The organism is Neolewinella litorea (assembly GCF_004803465.1).
In the GTDB taxonomy this organism is placed as follows: domain Bacteria; phylum Bacteroidota; class Bacteroidia; order Chitinophagales; family Saprospiraceae; genus Neolewinella; species Neolewinella litorea.
This window is the reverse complement of record NZ_SRSF01000001.1, coordinates 928,348-942,215: the sequence shown is the minus strand read 5'-3', so window position 1 is coordinate 942,215 and position 13,868 is coordinate 928,348. Positions and strand designations below refer to the sequence as shown.

Genomic DNA, 13,868 nt, shown 5'->3' with positions numbered 1-13,868 from the left:
GAAACCGATATGACCGAAGAAAGAGATACGGATATCATCATCGCGGAAGACCACAAACCGGAGCTGGCCAACGACTGGTCAGGTGGTGATCGCAAGCCATTCCGTACTTCGTACGGCAAGTTGATGATGTGGTACTTCCTGCTTTCGGATGCCTTCACTTTTGCGGGCTTCCTGATCTCCTACGGCGCCCTGCGTTTCAGCAGCCCGAGTTGGCCGGTACCCGATAAGGTTTTTGCTACCGCACCCTTCGGTATCCATCACCTTTTTCCGAACGATGAGGCACCGCTGATCTTCGTTACCTTCATGTCGTTCCTGCTGATTATTAGTTCGGGTACGATGGTACGGGCGGTGCAGGAAGGCGCGCGTGAGAACAAGCGCGGCGTAGTGTTCTGGATGCTCCTTACCGTACTCGGCGGCGCGGGCTTCCTCGGATGTCAGGCCTGGGAATGGACGAACCTGATCACCAAGGAAAACATGACCGTTACGACCAACCCCTTCGGGACCTACGTCGACAACGGCTACTACCTCGACCCGGAAACCGGTGAGATAACCGACGAAGAGGTCGTTGAGGGTGAAACCTACCTGCTGCACGTTGCCGGACAATCACACGGTGAAGAAGCCGCGGCCGGCAACCACGATGGCGAGGCCGGGGATCACTTCGAGTACAGCACAATTCCGGGCGACTACCCCGGCTACGTTGTTGACGGTGCCCGGCCCGACGGTACCGGTGACCCCACCGCCAAGCCCTTCATCCATCGCAAGTACGTGGTGGTCGATGAGGAAACGAACGAGCAGATCCTCAAGATCCAAGAGTTCGGCCCGACGGCTTTTGGAGCCCTCTTCTTCGGCATCACCGGATTTCACGGTTTCCACGTGGCTACCGGAGTTATCTTCCTCCTGATCATCCTGATCAATGCAGCCAGCGGTGTATACGTAGCCCGCATGAACGGTTACGAGATGGTAGAGAAGATCGGATTGTACTGGCACTTCGTGGACCTGGTTTGGGTATTCGTATTCCTGGTATTCTACCTCCTCTAAACCCGCACAACCCCACTGAAACTTTTACCGGCGCACCTTGCCGGTTGTAACGATACCTCTATCATATTATGGCACAACATCTCAGTTACGAAGAGTCGGTTCGCGGCGTTTGGAAAGGCCTTGGCCTCCTGGCCGCCGTCACCGTCGCCGAAGTCATTCTCTCCCTCCTGAAGGCCGCCGAGTTCGCCGAGTCCATCCGTCCCCTCATTTACGTGGCCTCGCTCCTCATCATTGCCCTGTCGGTCTACAAGGCTTACTTCATCATCTACGAGTTCATGCACATGGGCTACGAGGTGAAAGGACTGGCCATGACCGTATTGCTGCCGACCATGCTTCTCTTGTGGGCGTTGATCGCCTTCTTTAACGAAGGGGACGCATGGCGCAAGAGTCGCGAGAAAGTCCTGTACAAAGACCAGCTTGTCCTACCCAACAGTACGGAAGCCGGCCTGTCAGACGACGAGGTAACCCTTCCGGAATAGACCGCGGATGCAACCCGGTAATAGGTGAAGAAGGTTTGGGTGCCCGGTGTGCCCAAACCTTCCTCGCTTTGGTGAGCTCGCGTTGCCAATTTCACCGGCACCTGCGCGCCGCCGCCCCCTTCAAAGTTTCGTCATAAAGGCAGGTCCGCGCATCCCTTCCGTGCCCGTCCTGTTATCCCATGTAAACCGATTCAGCCGATGGCCGATGCCAAAAAATTTCTGAACACGGGGGTGTTACTCCTGCTGCTGGTGGGCTTTCCGCTGGTATCGTTCATCTACCTGCGGGGCGGATCGAAGTACCGGAAGGAGGCCATTGAAACTCAGGAGGATTTTGGCAAAATGCCCAATCTCTACGACCTGGAGCCCGTCCGCGGGTCGCTGCCTCCCGAACTGAAGGGCGCCATGACGGTGGTCGGCTGGCTTGACCCGACCAAGGAGGACGGCACGCGGCTGTACGGACAAATGCTAGACAGTCTCTTCCAGCAGTTTCGCGACAGCCCCAACCTTTACTTTACGACCATCATGCTCGCCGAGGATCCGGAAGCCGCCGCCGACGAATTTGCCACCCGATACAATCTGCCGGAAGATCCCATGCTGAGTTTCCTGCGCGCCGATGAGCGTTCGTTCGCCACGACCGGTGAAGCCTTCCAGCTGCCCCTCGGGGAATACGACTCGCCCGGCATTCAGCCGGTAGTGGCGCTGGTCGACAGTTCCTTGACAATCGTCAAGCATTACGACCTGGCGCGTCGCGACGAAACCGTTGGACTCGTCCAGTTGATATCCCTTATCATTCCCCTCCCCGAAAAGAAAGAAATCATCCTTGACCGTGGAAAAGAACTTTGATATGAATGCGCCGCGCCACCCCGAGCTCACCACCTTCCCCGAAAAGGAAAGGCTGCTCAAGATCTCGACCTACGTTTTCAGCGCCGTAGTACTGATCCTGGTTTTTGTAATGCGCGAAGTCACGCTTCCCATCGACTGGGACGTTCGTTTCCTGCCGGCCGTCAATGCCACGTTGAACGGCCTTACGGCCCTGGCCCTGGTGTTTTCACTTTACTACGTGAAGCGGGGGCAGTTTGTCCACCACCGCAATGCCAATGCAGTCGCGCTCGGACTCTCCGTGCTGTTCCTGCTTTGTTACGTGGCCTATCACTTCACCACCCCGGAGGTGATCTTCGGCGATGCGGATGGTAACGGGGTGTTGTCCGATGCTGAGCGCCTCGCCGTCAGCGATACCCGGCCGTGGTACCTCGTCATCCTCATTAGCCACATCACCCTGGCCGGCATCCTTTTGCCCTTTATTTTGTTAACTACGGTAAGGGCCATCACCGGCCAATGGACGCTCCACCGCAGGATGGCCCGCTACGTCTGGCCCTTGTGGTTCTATGTGGCCATCACGGGTCCGGTCGTCTACCTGATGCTTCGTTCCTACTATCCGTAACCATCTGTCATGAAAAAGCTGCTGCCCCTCTGCCTCGTATTTGTCCTGCTGCTCATCGGCGGTGACCTGCTGGCCCAGTGCCCCATGTGTCGGGCCACGGCGGAAAGTAATCTCGCCAACGGTGGAACGGAAGGGCAGGGCCTCAACCAGGGCATTCTCTACCTCCTCGGTATGCCCTATGTCCTGGTGGGCACCATCGCCTTTATCTGGTGGCGGAATCGGAAGCGGGAGCAGGAAATTGTCTAGTGACCAATAGCTGTTCGGCCGTACTTCTGGGCAAGGTCAGTTCCCTCCCCCGGTAGGCAACGTGCAGACTGCCGTCGTACTCTTCCCGGCCCTCCACCTTGATAACGGCATCCAGCCGCAGTCCCTTTTCGTTCAGGTAGTTGAGGAATTCCGGCGAGGAGTTTTCCAGCCCCATTAGGATTACCACGTCGCCCGCCCGGCAGCCGCTGAGGCGCATGCCTACCTTGGCTGACATATTACCATTGCGATCGGGAATGGGTGAGCCGTGCGGATCAAAATCCGGCGACCCCAGCAGTTGGTCCATCCGCTCGAAGAGTGCCGGACTGTCGATGTGCTCGATTTGCTCCGCGATCGGGTGCACCTCTTCCCATCCGAACCCCATCTTCTGTACCAGAAACATTTCGGTCAGGCGATGCTTGCGCACGATCAGAGCCGCTTGCTTTTTCCCGGCGGGCGTTAATCGCAGTGGGCGGTACCGCTCGTACTCCAGCAGCCCGCGCTCGTGCAACCGCTTGATCATGCTGTTGGCAGAAGGTTTACTTACCCCCAATTCGGCGCTTAGGTCACTGATGGTCACGGTGTCCCGCTCCCGGCTGAGCGACAACAGCGCTTTCAGATAATTTTCGACGGTTGGAGAAGCCATTCCCGAAAGTAAAAAGAAATGCTTGCAAACAAAGTTAGATAGTACTAACTTTACAGTTTAATAAAGCTAATTATGATGTTCCACTATTCTTTATTGCGGCGGTGCGCGGGTTCCGTATTTTCTCGTGTAGCGGGCCTTGGGGGTTTGCTGTTCCTGAGCCTGGGACTGCTGGGGCAGGGGGCGGAACTCTCGGGGATCGTTATCGGTGTGGACGGCAGTCCGCTCGAGGGGGTTTCGGTGAGGTTGGCTGATTCTGACCGGGGGACGTGGACGGAGGCCGATGGATCGTTCCGCTTCACGGGCCTTTCCGGAGGGGAGCTTTCGCTGCGGTTTTCCCGGATTGGCTACCATCCGCTCGACCAGTCTTTTTCGGTAGCAGCATCGAACCCGACCGTTACCATCGTCCTGGAACCCCGCGATGCCTTCCTGGATGAAGTGGTAGTCAGCGGAACGCTCAAGGAGGTGAGCCGAAGCAGCAGCCCAGTGCCCATTGAGGTATACACGGCGCGTTATTTTGCCGCCAACCCGGCCCCTAATTTCTTTGAATCCCTGCAACAGGTTAACGGGGTACGTCCGCAACTCAACTGCAACGTCTGCAACACCGGCGACATCCACATCAACGGACTGGAGGGACCGTACACCATGGTACTGCTCGATGGCATGCCGATCGTGAGTGGGCTGTCTACGGTCTACGGACTGACCGGCATTCCCCAGGGGCTGATCGAGCGTATGGAGGTGGTGAAGGGACCCGCCTCCACGCTGTACGGTTCCGAAGCGGTGGGCGGGCTCATTAACATCATCACCCGGGATCCCGGCAGCGGGCCGGAACTGGTGGCCGATGCGATGGTCACTAGTTGGGGGGAAACCAATCTGGATCTGGGGCTGAACCGCAGGGTAGGGCGGGGGAGCCGGACCCTGCTCGGGTTGAACTACTTCCGGTATGCCGACCCCCGCGACAACAACGGGGACAACTTTACCGACGTCACCCTGCAGGATCGGATCTCGGTGTTCAACAAATGGAGTTTCGACCGCGTTGAAGACCGGGTCTTCACCCTGGCGGCGCGCTACCTCTATGAAGACCGGTGGGGCGGAGAGCTCGAGTACGGTCCAGCCTACCGGGGCGGCAACGAAGTTTACGGTGAAAGCATCTACACCAATCGCTGGGAAAGCATCGGCAACTACCAACTGCCGGTGGCCGGCGAAGCTTTTTTCCAATTCAGCCTGAATGGCCATTACCACGATTCCGCTTACGGCAATACGGTTTACCTGGGCAAGCAGTACATCGGTTTCGGACAATTCACCTACCGGCCGGTGATCGACGGAAACCACGACCTGCTCTTCGGTACCGCCTACCGGTATACCTGGTACGACGACAACACCACCGCCACCGGCGCGGAAACGGGCAACGCTCCGGCCATCACCTCCCTGCCGGGTGCGTTTGTGCAAGACGAAATTCACCTTAATCGCAGAAATACCCTGCTGCTTGGTCTGCGCTTCGACCACAACAATCGACACGGAGCCATATTCACGCCCCGCCTCAACTACAAGTGGAACGATGATGACCAGTCTAACGTCATAAGGGTAAGCATCGGCAACGGTTACCGGGTGGCGAATGTCTTTACGGAGGACCACGCGGCCCTGACCGGGGCACGCGAGGTGATCTTCGCCGAGGAACTGCGTCCCGAGACCTCCTGGAACGCCAACCTGAATTACGTACGCAGGATTTATGATTGGTCGTGGGGAATCGTCGGCTTCGACGGCAGCTTGTGGTACACCCGATTCGGGAACCGCATTCTGCCCGACTACGAAAGCAATCCCAACCAAATTATTTATGCCAACCTCGACGGCCATGCCGTCTCGCGCGGCGGAAGTCTGAACGTAGACGTCAACCTCACCACCGGAATGCTGGCCAATCTCGGCGTAACCATCCAGGAAGTATACGTCAACGAAGGTGGGGAGCGCCAAAGACAGTTGCTGACCGAGGGAGCTTCCGCCGTCTGGAAGATCACGCAGCCGCTGTCCCGCGGCTGGACGGTGGACTACACCGGCAACCTTTACGGGCCGATGCGGCTTCCGCTACTCGGAGAACTGGACAACCGACCTGCTACCTCCCCCTGGTTCAGTCTGCAGAATCTGCAGGTGACGAAGAAATGGGGCGAATCGGTCGAAGTTTACGGGGGTGTAAAGAACCTCTTGAACTACACGCCCCCGGGCAACAGCATTGCCCGCCCATTCGATCCGTTTGATCGGGACGTCACCTTTAATTCCGATGGGGAAGTCATCGCCACTCCCGGCAATCCGCACGCGCTGACGTTCGACCCTACCTACGTTTTTGCACCCAACCAGGGCATTCGGCTTTTTGCGGGCGTTCGCTACGGGCTCGAATAGCGGGGGCGTACCTTTGGCGGGTAAACACCCGCATTATGTCAGCCATCAATATCCTGGAAAAATTCTCCCGATTTACCGACCAGTGGTCGCCCAAGGTCATTGCAGAACTGAACGGGCAGGCCGTGAAGCTGGCCAAGGTGCAGGGTGAGTTCGTCTGGCACGATCACGCGCAGGAGGACGAGCTTTTTTACGTCCTGCGCGGCACGCTGATCCTGGCCTTCGAGGATCGCGAGGACGTGCAGCTGGCACCTGGAGAACTGTACGTTGTGCCACGCGGAGTACGTCACTGTCCGCGCACCCTCAACGAAGAGGAGGTTTGGCTGATGTTACTGGAACCCATCAGCACGAAGCACACCGGCGATGTGGATGACGTGCGTACGGTTAACTCCTACGACCGGCTGTAGACCGGGTCTGTAGTACTTTTGTCGCATGACCACAGAACGCAATCCCTGGCGGCACAAGTCTACCGCGATCCGCTACGAAAATCCCTGGATCCGGGTTGAGCACCACGAAGTTGTCAACCCCGCCGGCAAGGACGGTATCTACGGACTCGTGCGGTACAAAAATCACGCTATTGGCATTGTTCCCATTGACGACGAGGGCTTTACCTACCTAGTGGGGCAGTATCGGTACGCGCTTGACGAATACAGTTGGGAAATTCCGGAGGGGGGCTGCCCGGTGGGTACCGGCACCCTGGAAACGGCCCAGCGGGAATTGCGTGAGGAAACCGGGCTGGTAGCCGACTCATGGGAAAAGCTTATGGAATTTCACCTGAGCAATTCGGTGAGTGACGAATGGGGCGTAGCCTACGTAGCCAGGAATCTGCGGCAAGAGAGCGCCGAACCGGAGGATACCGAGGAACTGCGGCTGCGCCGCCTGCCGCTGCGCGAAGCCATCGACATGACGCTGGACGGCAGAATCACGGACGCGTTAAGCATTCTGGCTCTGCAAAGGGTGGCATTGTTGGGAATTGGTTAGGCAAGCGGGGCGACGAAAGAAAATTTCAAAACAAAATGCGTTTAGCTTAGGGGGTAAGGGCCCTTCCCGGTGTCTTGTAGGCAGACGGACGAAGACAAAAGTCGGCGGGCGTCGCGAACGACCAAATGGTCTTCGTCCTAACCACAAAGCTAAATCATGGATTCTGTCAATAAAATTACTCTTTTGGAGCAGTTCGACCTTTTCGACGGCTTGAGCACCGACGAGAAGAAGCGGCTCAGCGAAACCATGGAGTATAAAAAGAAACCCCGCTACTCGGTCATCTACCAGCCGGGTGAACCCAGCGAGCACATTTTTCTGCTCGCCAAAGGCCCGATCAAGATCAGCACCCACAGCAACGAGGGTAAGGAAGTGATCAAGCAACTCATTCACCCCGAAGCCGTATTCGGTGAGCTCTCGCTGGTCGGTGAGACCACGCGCTCGGAAACGGCCCAGTCGCTGAAGGAGGAAGTGCACTACTACACGATCCGTGTAGCTGACTTCCAACGCATCGTCTTCGGAAACCCCACCCTCAGCCGCCGCATCCTCAATCTTTTCGGTAAGCGGATGATGGCCGCCGAGCACAAGCTGGAAGACCTCATCTTCAAGGATGCACGCAGCCGAATCGTCGGCTTCCTGCACCAGGTGGTCAGCGAACGCGGGCGCCGCGTCGGCTACGAGATGTTGCTCAAGCACAGCCTGACCCACCAGGACATCGCCAACATCACCTGCACCAGCCGCCAAACGGTTACCCTAGTGCTCAACGAACTGCGTAAGGAGAACCTGATTTATTTCAACCGCGGCCGCATTCTGGTCCGCGATATGGATGAACTCCTGGCCAGCGCCGCCTAGGGCTTTGCCCCGGGGAAACTTACATTGTGGTCCCAAAAATTTGACTCCCGACCGGCGGCAACGCGGGCCGGGAGTTTTCCGTTTTACTTCCATGCGCATACCTCTCCTACTCGTTGTTTCCCTTGTGCTCAGCGCCTGCTATACGTTTCGCGGCATTACCATCCCCGAGGGGGTGGAGCGGGCCTACGTTCCCGTATACCTGAACAATGCCCTAAGTGCCCCGCCAACCCTGGCCCTGGATCTGACGGAGTCGCTACGCGACAAGGTGCGCGACGAGGCCCGACTGGTCGTGACTGAGGAAGACCCCGACATAGAGATACGCGGTACGCTGGTTGACTTTCGCGTAACGGCCGAAGGGGCCAGCGCGGGGAATGAAACCGCGGCCTTCTCCAAACTCAACCGCCTGACCGTGGTGGTGGCCATTGAATACACCAACCTTAAGGACCCGGACGCGGAGAATTGGAAGAGCAACTTCACCGAATACTTTCCCTTTCCGGGCAGCCAGACGCTGGCCAGTATTCAGGACGAGGCCCTGGCGGAGATTTTTGAGAACCTCAACGAGAAGATATTTAACCGCGCCTTTGCCGACGAGTGGTAGTGCGTCAGCACTCAGGCCGGGCCACCGAAACGTGAACCGCCAGGCCACCCTCCGCTGTCTCCTTGTACTTACTGTGCATGTGCTGAGCGGTTTCCCACATCGTAGCCACCACGGCGTCGAAGTCGACGACAGCATTGCTGGCATTGCCGGCCAGGGCCAGGTTAGAGGCCGTTATAGCCTTCATGGCTCCCATGGCATTGCGTTCGATGCAGGGCACCTGCACCAGCCCCCCAATGGGGTCGCAGGTAAGTCCGAGATGGTGCTCCATGGCGATCTCGGCTGCCTGCAGGACCTGCTTGGTGCTTCCACCGAGGACTTCTGTCAATCCGGCCGCGGCCATGGCGGAACTCACGCCGACCTCCGCCTGACAGCCCCCTACGGCGGCACTGATGGTGGCACCCTGCTTGAAGAGGGCACCGATCTGTCCGCTGCTCAGGAAAAAGCGCATAAGGTCGTCCTCCCCGAAGTTTCCGAACAGGTAATGGTAGAGCAATACGGCCGGAATCACCCCCGCCGCTCCGTTGGTGGGGGAGGTCACCACGCGGCCCAGGGCCGCGTTCTCCTCGTTCACGGCCAGGGCAAAGCAGCTGATCCATTGGTTGATCGTGGAGAAGTCGCGCGCGGTGCGGCGGATGGCTTCCAGCCAGCTTTTCCGGTCGGGGTAAGTCTTCCCGCCCAGTAGTTTGCGATTCAGACCCGCGGCACGTCGCTGTACGTACAGTCCGCCGGGCAATACCCCTTCCGTGTGACAACCCCGGTAAACACAGTTGAGCATCACCTGAAAGAGATTCTCGATGCGCCGGTGAATCTCCTCGCTGGAGTACAGGCAACGCTCGTTCTCATAAAGCAGCCGGGTAATGGTCTTTCCGGAAGAGGCGGACAGAGCAATCATCTTCTTGCCGGAGGAGACGTCATGTACGAACTTGTGGTTTTGATCCAGGTTAACGGTCTCTCCCTCCCGCTCGATGAATCCGCCACCCAGGGAAAAATATGTTTCACGCCGCAGTTCGCCATCGTCGGTCAAAGCAGTGAATATGAGGGTATTCGGGTGTCCCGGATGCGTAGTAGGTTGAAAGACGATGTCGTTCGCGAAGGAGAAGGGTACCGGTGCGCCGTTGATTAGGATCGAACCCGTGGCCTTCACCCGGTCCACCAACTCGGGGATCTCCTGGGTGGGAATGGTCACCGGATCGTAACCCTGGAGGCCCAGTAGTACCGCAATATCGGTTCCGTGGCCGACCCCGGTCTTGGCGAGGGAACCAAACAATTGCACCCCGATGCTTTGCACCCGCGCCCCCGCCAACCCCCCGGCAAAATGCTGTCCGGCCCGCCAGGGCCCAAGCGTGTGGGAGGAGGACGGTCCAACGCCGATCTTGTAGATGTCGAATACGCTCAGGCGTGACATAGCATAAATTTTGGTCGTCGGGAGCCGAAACAGTTGCCCTGACAACTACTACAAAGATAGTCGACCGGCGGTTGCCCAGCCAGCAAGGATCGAGCGGATTGCCTCAGTCGCGCCAAACAAAGGGGAAGAGCACAATGCCCACCGCCAGGGCGATGAGATCGACGGCCACCGTGAGGTAAATCGGCTGCCAGATGTCGTTCGTACCGGCGTCGATGGCGTAGAGTCCCGCGTCAAGCAGGAGTTTAAGCAGGGGAATGACCAGGGGAAAGGACAGGATGGCCATGAGCGTGCCACTGCCCCCCGCGCGGGCCGTGATGGCGGAAACGAAGGTCAGAATGGCCGAGAGCCCGATGCCTCCGAAAAAGACCGCCAGCAGCAGGGGTAGGGGGTTCGTGATCACGGCCAGGGGAGCGAAGAGCGACAGTAGCCCAAAGGTGAGGCCACCGATCAGCCAGATGATAATGGCGTTGAACACCAGCTTGCTGAAGAGCAGGGCCAGGGGGTCGGCAATCGTGTAGTAATAGAAATGTCGCCGCCCGCCCTCCCGCAGGAAACTGCGCCCCGCGGCCACCGTGGCGCCGAAGAAGAGAATGATCCAGTACAGGGCGTTAAAGACCGGCCCCTCAAGGGCACCGCCCACCGCGAGGTAAGCGATGACCACCGTAGTGATGACGTACAGGAAAATACTTCCCAGTGCGTACTTGTCGCGCCACTCAAGACGCAACTCCCAGCGCAGGAGTTTATAAATTTGCCGGACCGTAGACATATGGCGGGCAAAGATACGTCCGCTCCGACGCTATAATAATTGCCTGGCGTTGCGGTTAATACTTAGGCTTACTGAAACCGATCCGAATGACCTTGCTGTATCGAATAGTGTTGTTGGCCCTACTGCTTGGCAGCGCGGGGTTGCAGGCCGAACAGCTCGCCGTGGAAGCCCGTAGGGGCGACGGAATATACTCCCTGCTGCGTAGATACGACCTGGTTGCCTACGGCTGTAATATAGATGAGTTCAAACGACTGAACCGACTGACTAACAGCAGTAAATTGCTAGTCGGTTACCGTTATGAATTGCCGATTGAAGTGTTCCGCTACGACGGGACCAGTATCCGCAGTACCACGGGCAACGATGACTGGGACCGCGCCGTGGCGATCAAGGAGTACAACGAATCCCTTCTCGCATCGGGCCTGCGCGAGAGCGATTACCGGCAGGATATGCTGCTGTACGTCCCCTACCACATCGATCACTGCTCGGGCAATTTCAGCCAGGTGAAACGCGAACCAGACATCGTCAACCTGGGGGAGAATGCCGGGAGTGAAGAGGAACTTGACCGCCTCAAGGACCGCGCCGCCGACCGCCAACCCATTGCCGTGCCGGACCAGGTGACCCTGGCCGGTCCCCGCACTTTCAAGATCTTCGGTGAGCGCTACGCCCAGGTGCCCCTGATCGACCGCGAACTGGCCGGACGCATTTTTTACATCGTGGCCGGTCACGGCGGCCCCGACCCCGGTGCGGTAGGCAGGCGGGGCAACCACCTGCTGGCCGAGGACGAGTACGCCTACGACGTAGCCCTCCGGCTGTGTCGCAACATCCTCGAACACGGCGGTACCCCCTACATGATTATCCGTGACGAGAACGACGGCATCCGCGACGAGGAATACCTCACACCCGACAGCGACGAGACCGTTTGGGGCGGCGCCTCCCTGCCCCGCAATCAGAAATCCAGACTGTTTCAGCGTTCAGATATCATCAATGCCCTGTACGAAGAGAACCTGGCCAAGGGGATCATTGACCAGACCATGATCGCCATCCACATCGACAGCCGGCACCGGGGACAGCGCATCGACGTGTTCCTCTACTATCCCGAAGGAGACCTGCGCGGCGCCCACCGTGCCGAGCAAATTCAGCGCACCTTCAGCGCCAAATACGACCAGTACCGGCCGGGCCGCGGTTATGAAGGGTCGGTCAGTGAGCGCGACCTGCACATGCTGCGGGAAACCAAACCCAGCGGGGTATACATCGAACTGGCCAATATTGCCAATCCAAGCGACCAGCAGCGCATCATCGAACCCCGCAACCGGCAATTGCTGGCCGATTGGCTGCTACTTGGGCTTATCGACTAAAATAGCTTTGCGGGCGTAATGCTACCGTCCGTGATCCACCACGTCCAGCACCGAACGGAAGGACACGAAGTTGCCCTTGAAGCGGCGGTCGTGCATCTGCTGGTGATCGAAGGCAAATTTCTCCTGGTAGATGTTGAAGGCCGGTCGTGAACTTACGGTGAACTGCAGCGCATAGGTTGGGCCGTCGGATTCGTCCACGCCCAGCAGGCGGCTGAACTTGAAATCGTCAAACACGCCACTTTCCATCACGTGGGGGATATACGACTGCCGCATCCACTCCACCCATTCGTCGTGGATGCCGTGTTCGATTTTGTTCGTGATGTTGTACAGTAGCATGGCGATGGGGTAACGTTAGTCTTCGCGGATGATCTTGGCACCCAGGGCCCGCAGTCGGGTATCGATGTCCTGGTACCCGCGGTCGATCTGGTAGATGTTGTCGATGCGACTCGTGCCTTCCGCCGAGAGGGCCGCAATCAAGAGGCTGACGCCGGCTCGAATATCCGGGCTCGTCATGCGGATACCGCGCAGGGGGTTCCGGCGGTCCATGCCGATCACCGTCGCACGGTGCGGATCGCAGAGAATGATCTGCGCGCCCATATCAATAAGCTTGTCGACGAAGAACAGCCGGCTCTCGAACATCTTTTGGTGAAAGAGTACCGATCCGCGGGCCTGAATCGCCGTCACCAGGGCAATACTCATCAGGTCCGGGGTAAATCCGGGCCATGGAGCATCGTAAATGGTCAGGATGCCGCCGTCGAGGAAGTTCTGTACCTCGTAGTGTTCCTGCGGGGGGATGTGGATGTCGTCGCCGAGGTACTCCATCTGGATGCCCAGCCGCTCGAAGGTGCGGGGGATGATTCCAAGTTTGTCCAGGCGCACGTCCTTGATGGTGATGTCGCTTTGGGTGATAGCGGCCAATCCGATGAAACTGCCGACCTCGATCATATCGGGCAGCATCCGGTGGGTACAGCCCCCCAGCCGACTTACTCCCTGTACCTTCAGCAAGTTGGAGCCGATGCCTTCGATCTTGGCGCCCATCGAGGTGAGCATGTGGGAGAGTTGCTGCAGGTAGGGCTCGCAGGCGGCGTTGTAGATCGTCGTTTCCCCATCGGCCAGCACGGCGGCCATTAGCACATTGGCGGTACCGGTCACGCTGATCTCGTCCATATGGATGAAGGTGCCCTTCAGTCCGTCCGTCCGGAAGGCGTAAATGTTCCTCTCCTCGTCGTACTCAAAGTCCGCCCCCAGGGCCTGCAGTCCCAACAGGTGGGTATCCAGTCTACGGCGGCCGATCTTGTCCCCGCCGGGTTTCGGCAGGCTGGCTTGGCCGTAGCGGTTGAGCAGGGGAGCGATGAGCATTACCGACCCCCGGATGCGCTGGGCGTCGCGTACGTAGGATTCGCTCAGGACGTAATCCAGGTTGATATTTTTGGCCGTGATGGTCACGGTTTGTCGGTCGTGCCGTTCCACGTCGGCGCCGAGCCCGGCGATCAGGTCGAGCAGTTTGTTGACGTCCTCGATGTCGGGCAGGTTTTCCACCCGCACGGCTTCTTCCGTCAGCAGGGTCGCGCTCAAGATCTGCAGGGCCTCGTTTTTGGCGCCCTGGGGTATGATTTCTCCGGAGAGCCGGTGGCCGCCCTCCACGATAAATGTTCCGTTCGTATTCATTGGCGGCAAGGTAA

Annotated in this window: 16 protein-coding genes; 11 read left to right on the top strand and 5 right to left on the bottom strand. The window is 58.4% G+C overall.

Annotated elements, in window-relative coordinates:
- The first annotated feature begins 9 nt into the window (after window positions 1–9).
- The 5 genes from E4021_RS03910 to E4021_RS03890 all read left to right on the top strand — a co-directional run bounded on the left by E4021_RS03910 (window position 10) and on the right by E4021_RS03890 (window position 3,204).
- The gene (locus E4021_RS03910) at window positions 10–1,038 is read left to right on the top strand and encodes a cytochrome c oxidase subunit 3 (protein WP_136456591.1); all 1,029 of its coding nucleotides are present in this window, start codon (window positions 10–12) and stop codon (window positions 1,036–1,038) included.
- Between the two features lie 68 nt (window positions 1,039–1,106).
- Window positions 1,107–1,517: a cytochrome C oxidase subunit IV family protein gene (locus E4021_RS03905; protein WP_136456590.1), complete on the top strand. Its 411-nt coding sequence runs from the start codon at window positions 1,107–1,109 to the stop codon at window positions 1,515–1,517.
- 198 nt (window positions 1,518–1,715) lie between these two features.
- Window positions 1,716–2,360 carry a hypothetical protein gene (locus E4021_RS03900; RefSeq protein ID WP_136456589.1) on the top strand — a complete coding sequence of 215 codons (645 nt, stop codon included), beginning with the start codon at window positions 1,716–1,718 and terminating at the stop codon, window positions 2,358–2,360.
- On the top strand, window positions 2,344–2,958 hold the full coding sequence (locus E4021_RS03895) for a DUF420 domain-containing protein (RefSeq protein ID WP_246050212.1): 615 nt from the start codon (window positions 2,344–2,346) through the stop codon (window positions 2,956–2,958). The genes E4021_RS03900 and E4021_RS03895 overlap by 17 nt, the downstream gene beginning before the upstream one ends.
- A 9-nt stretch (window positions 2,959–2,967) precedes the next feature.
- On the top strand, window positions 2,968–3,204 hold the full coding sequence (locus E4021_RS03890) for a hypothetical protein (RefSeq protein WP_136456588.1): 237 nt from the start codon (window positions 2,968–2,970) through the stop codon (window positions 3,202–3,204).
- On the opposite strand, the gene E4021_RS03885 is transcribed toward E4021_RS03890, so the two are convergent.
- Window positions 3,161–3,847, bottom strand: coding sequence for a metal-dependent transcriptional regulator (locus E4021_RS03885; protein ID WP_136456587.1), 687 nt, complete (start codon window positions 3,845–3,847; stop codon window positions 3,161–3,163). The two genes, E4021_RS03890 and E4021_RS03885, sit on opposite strands and share 44 nt — an antisense overlap.
- 75 nt (window positions 3,848–3,922) lie before the next feature.
- Between E4021_RS03885 and E4021_RS03880 the strand changes: the two genes are divergently transcribed.
- The 5 genes from E4021_RS03880 (at window position 3,923) to lptE (ending at window position 8,660) form a co-directional block, all read left to right on the top strand.
- The gene (locus E4021_RS03880; RefSeq protein ID WP_136457257.1) at window positions 3,923–6,235 is read left to right on the top strand and encodes a TonB-dependent receptor; all 2,313 of its coding nucleotides are present in this window, start codon (window positions 3,923–3,925) and stop codon (window positions 6,233–6,235) included.
- A 35-nt stretch (window positions 6,236–6,270) separates the two neighbouring features.
- Window positions 6,271–6,639: a cupin domain-containing protein gene (locus E4021_RS03875; RefSeq protein WP_136456586.1), complete on the top strand. Its 369-nt coding sequence runs from the start codon at window positions 6,271–6,273 to the stop codon at window positions 6,637–6,639.
- Window positions 6,640–6,664: 25 nt separating this feature from the next.
- A complete protein-coding gene (locus E4021_RS03870) occupies window positions 6,665–7,213 on the top strand; it encodes an NUDIX domain-containing protein (RefSeq protein WP_136456585.1) in 549 nt (182 codons plus the stop codon).
- Window positions 7,214–7,369: 156 nt separating this feature from the next.
- Window positions 7,370–8,062: a Crp/Fnr family transcriptional regulator gene (locus E4021_RS03865; RefSeq protein WP_136456584.1), complete on the top strand. Its 693-nt coding sequence runs from the start codon at window positions 7,370–7,372 to the stop codon at window positions 8,060–8,062.
- 91 nt (window positions 8,063–8,153) lie between these two features.
- Window positions 8,154–8,660: an LPS assembly lipoprotein LptE gene (gene lptE, locus E4021_RS03860; protein WP_136456583.1), complete on the top strand. Its 507-nt coding sequence runs from the start codon at window positions 8,154–8,156 to the stop codon at window positions 8,658–8,660.
- Window positions 8,661–8,664: 4 nt separating this feature from the next.
- On the opposite strand, the gene E4021_RS03855 is transcribed toward lptE, so the two are convergent.
- Window positions 8,665–10,065 carry an L-serine ammonia-lyase gene (locus E4021_RS03855; RefSeq protein WP_136456582.1) on the bottom strand — a complete coding sequence of 467 codons (1,401 nt, stop codon included), beginning with the start codon at window positions 10,063–10,065 and terminating at the stop codon, window positions 8,665–8,667.
- 103 nt (window positions 10,066–10,168) lie between these two features.
- Window positions 10,169–10,831, bottom strand: coding sequence for a heme exporter protein CcmB (locus tag E4021_RS03850; RefSeq protein ID WP_136456581.1), 663 nt, complete (start codon window positions 10,829–10,831; stop codon window positions 10,169–10,171).
- 113 nt (window positions 10,832–10,944) lie between these two features.
- Here E4021_RS03850 and E4021_RS03845 point away from each other — a divergent pair, with 113 nt between their 5' ends.
- Window positions 10,945–12,186 (top strand): N-acetylmuramoyl-L-alanine amidase family protein, encoded by a 1,242-nt coding sequence (locus tag E4021_RS03845; RefSeq protein WP_168797458.1) that lies wholly within the window; start codon window positions 10,945–10,947, stop codon window positions 12,184–12,186.
- Window positions 12,187–12,207: 21 nt separating this feature from the next.
- Here E4021_RS03845 and E4021_RS03840 read toward each other — a convergent pair whose 3' ends face one another.
- A complete protein-coding gene (locus E4021_RS03840) occupies window positions 12,208–12,522 on the bottom strand; it encodes a DUF4286 family protein (protein WP_136456579.1) in 315 nt (104 codons plus the stop codon).
- 15 nt (window positions 12,523–12,537) lie between these two features.
- Entirely contained in the window at window positions 12,538–13,854 is a 1,317-nt protein-coding gene (murA, locus tag E4021_RS03835; RefSeq protein WP_136456578.1) for a UDP-N-acetylglucosamine 1-carboxyvinyltransferase, read from the bottom strand.
- Window positions 13,855–13,868 lie beyond the last annotated feature (14 nt).

What these genes read in the sequence shown, in the direction of transcription:
- E4021_RS03890 (WP_136456588.1), top strand. Translation starts at nt 2,968, where the DNA reads ATGAAAAAGCTGCTGCCCCTCTGCCTCGTATTTGTCCTGCTGCTCATC.
- E4021_RS03850 (WP_136456581.1), bottom strand. Translation starts at nt 10,831, where the DNA reads ATGTCTACGGTCCGGCAAATTTATAAACTCCTGCGCTGGGAGTTGCGT.
- E4021_RS03885 (WP_136456587.1), bottom strand. Translation starts at nt 3,847, where the DNA reads ATGGCTTCTCCAACCGTCGAAAATTATCTGAAAGCGCTGTTGTCGCTC.
- lptE (WP_136456583.1), top strand. Translation starts at nt 8,154, where the DNA reads ATGCGCATACCTCTCCTACTCGTTGTTTCCCTTGTGCTCAGCGCCTGC.
- murA (WP_136456578.1), bottom strand. Translation starts at nt 13,854, where the DNA reads ATGAATACGAACGGAACATTTATCGTGGAGGGCGGCCACCGGCTCTCC.
- E4021_RS03840 (WP_136456579.1), bottom strand. Translation starts at nt 12,522, where the DNA reads ATGCTACTGTACAACATCACGAACAAAATCGAACACGGCATCCACGAC.
- E4021_RS03910 (WP_136456591.1), top strand. Translation starts at nt 10, where the DNA reads ATGACCGAAGAAAGAGATACGGATATCATCATCGCGGAAGACCACAAA.
- E4021_RS03900 (WP_136456589.1), top strand. Translation starts at nt 1,716, where the DNA reads ATGGCCGATGCCAAAAAATTTCTGAACACGGGGGTGTTACTCCTGCTG.
- E4021_RS03875 (WP_136456586.1), top strand. Translation starts at nt 6,271, where the DNA reads ATGTCAGCCATCAATATCCTGGAAAAATTCTCCCGATTTACCGACCAG.
- E4021_RS03870 (WP_136456585.1), top strand. Translation starts at nt 6,665, where the DNA reads ATGACCACAGAACGCAATCCCTGGCGGCACAAGTCTACCGCGATCCGC.
- E4021_RS03865 (WP_136456584.1), top strand. Translation starts at nt 7,370, where the DNA reads ATGGATTCTGTCAATAAAATTACTCTTTTGGAGCAGTTCGACCTTTTC.
- E4021_RS03880 (WP_136457257.1), top strand. Translation starts at nt 3,923, where the DNA reads ATGTTCCACTATTCTTTATTGCGGCGGTGCGCGGGTTCCGTATTTTCT.
- E4021_RS03855 (WP_136456582.1), bottom strand. Translation starts at nt 10,065, where the DNA reads ATGTCACGCCTGAGCGTATTCGACATCTACAAGATCGGCGTTGGACCG.
- E4021_RS03905 (WP_136456590.1), top strand. Translation starts at nt 1,107, where the DNA reads ATGGCACAACATCTCAGTTACGAAGAGTCGGTTCGCGGCGTTTGGAAA.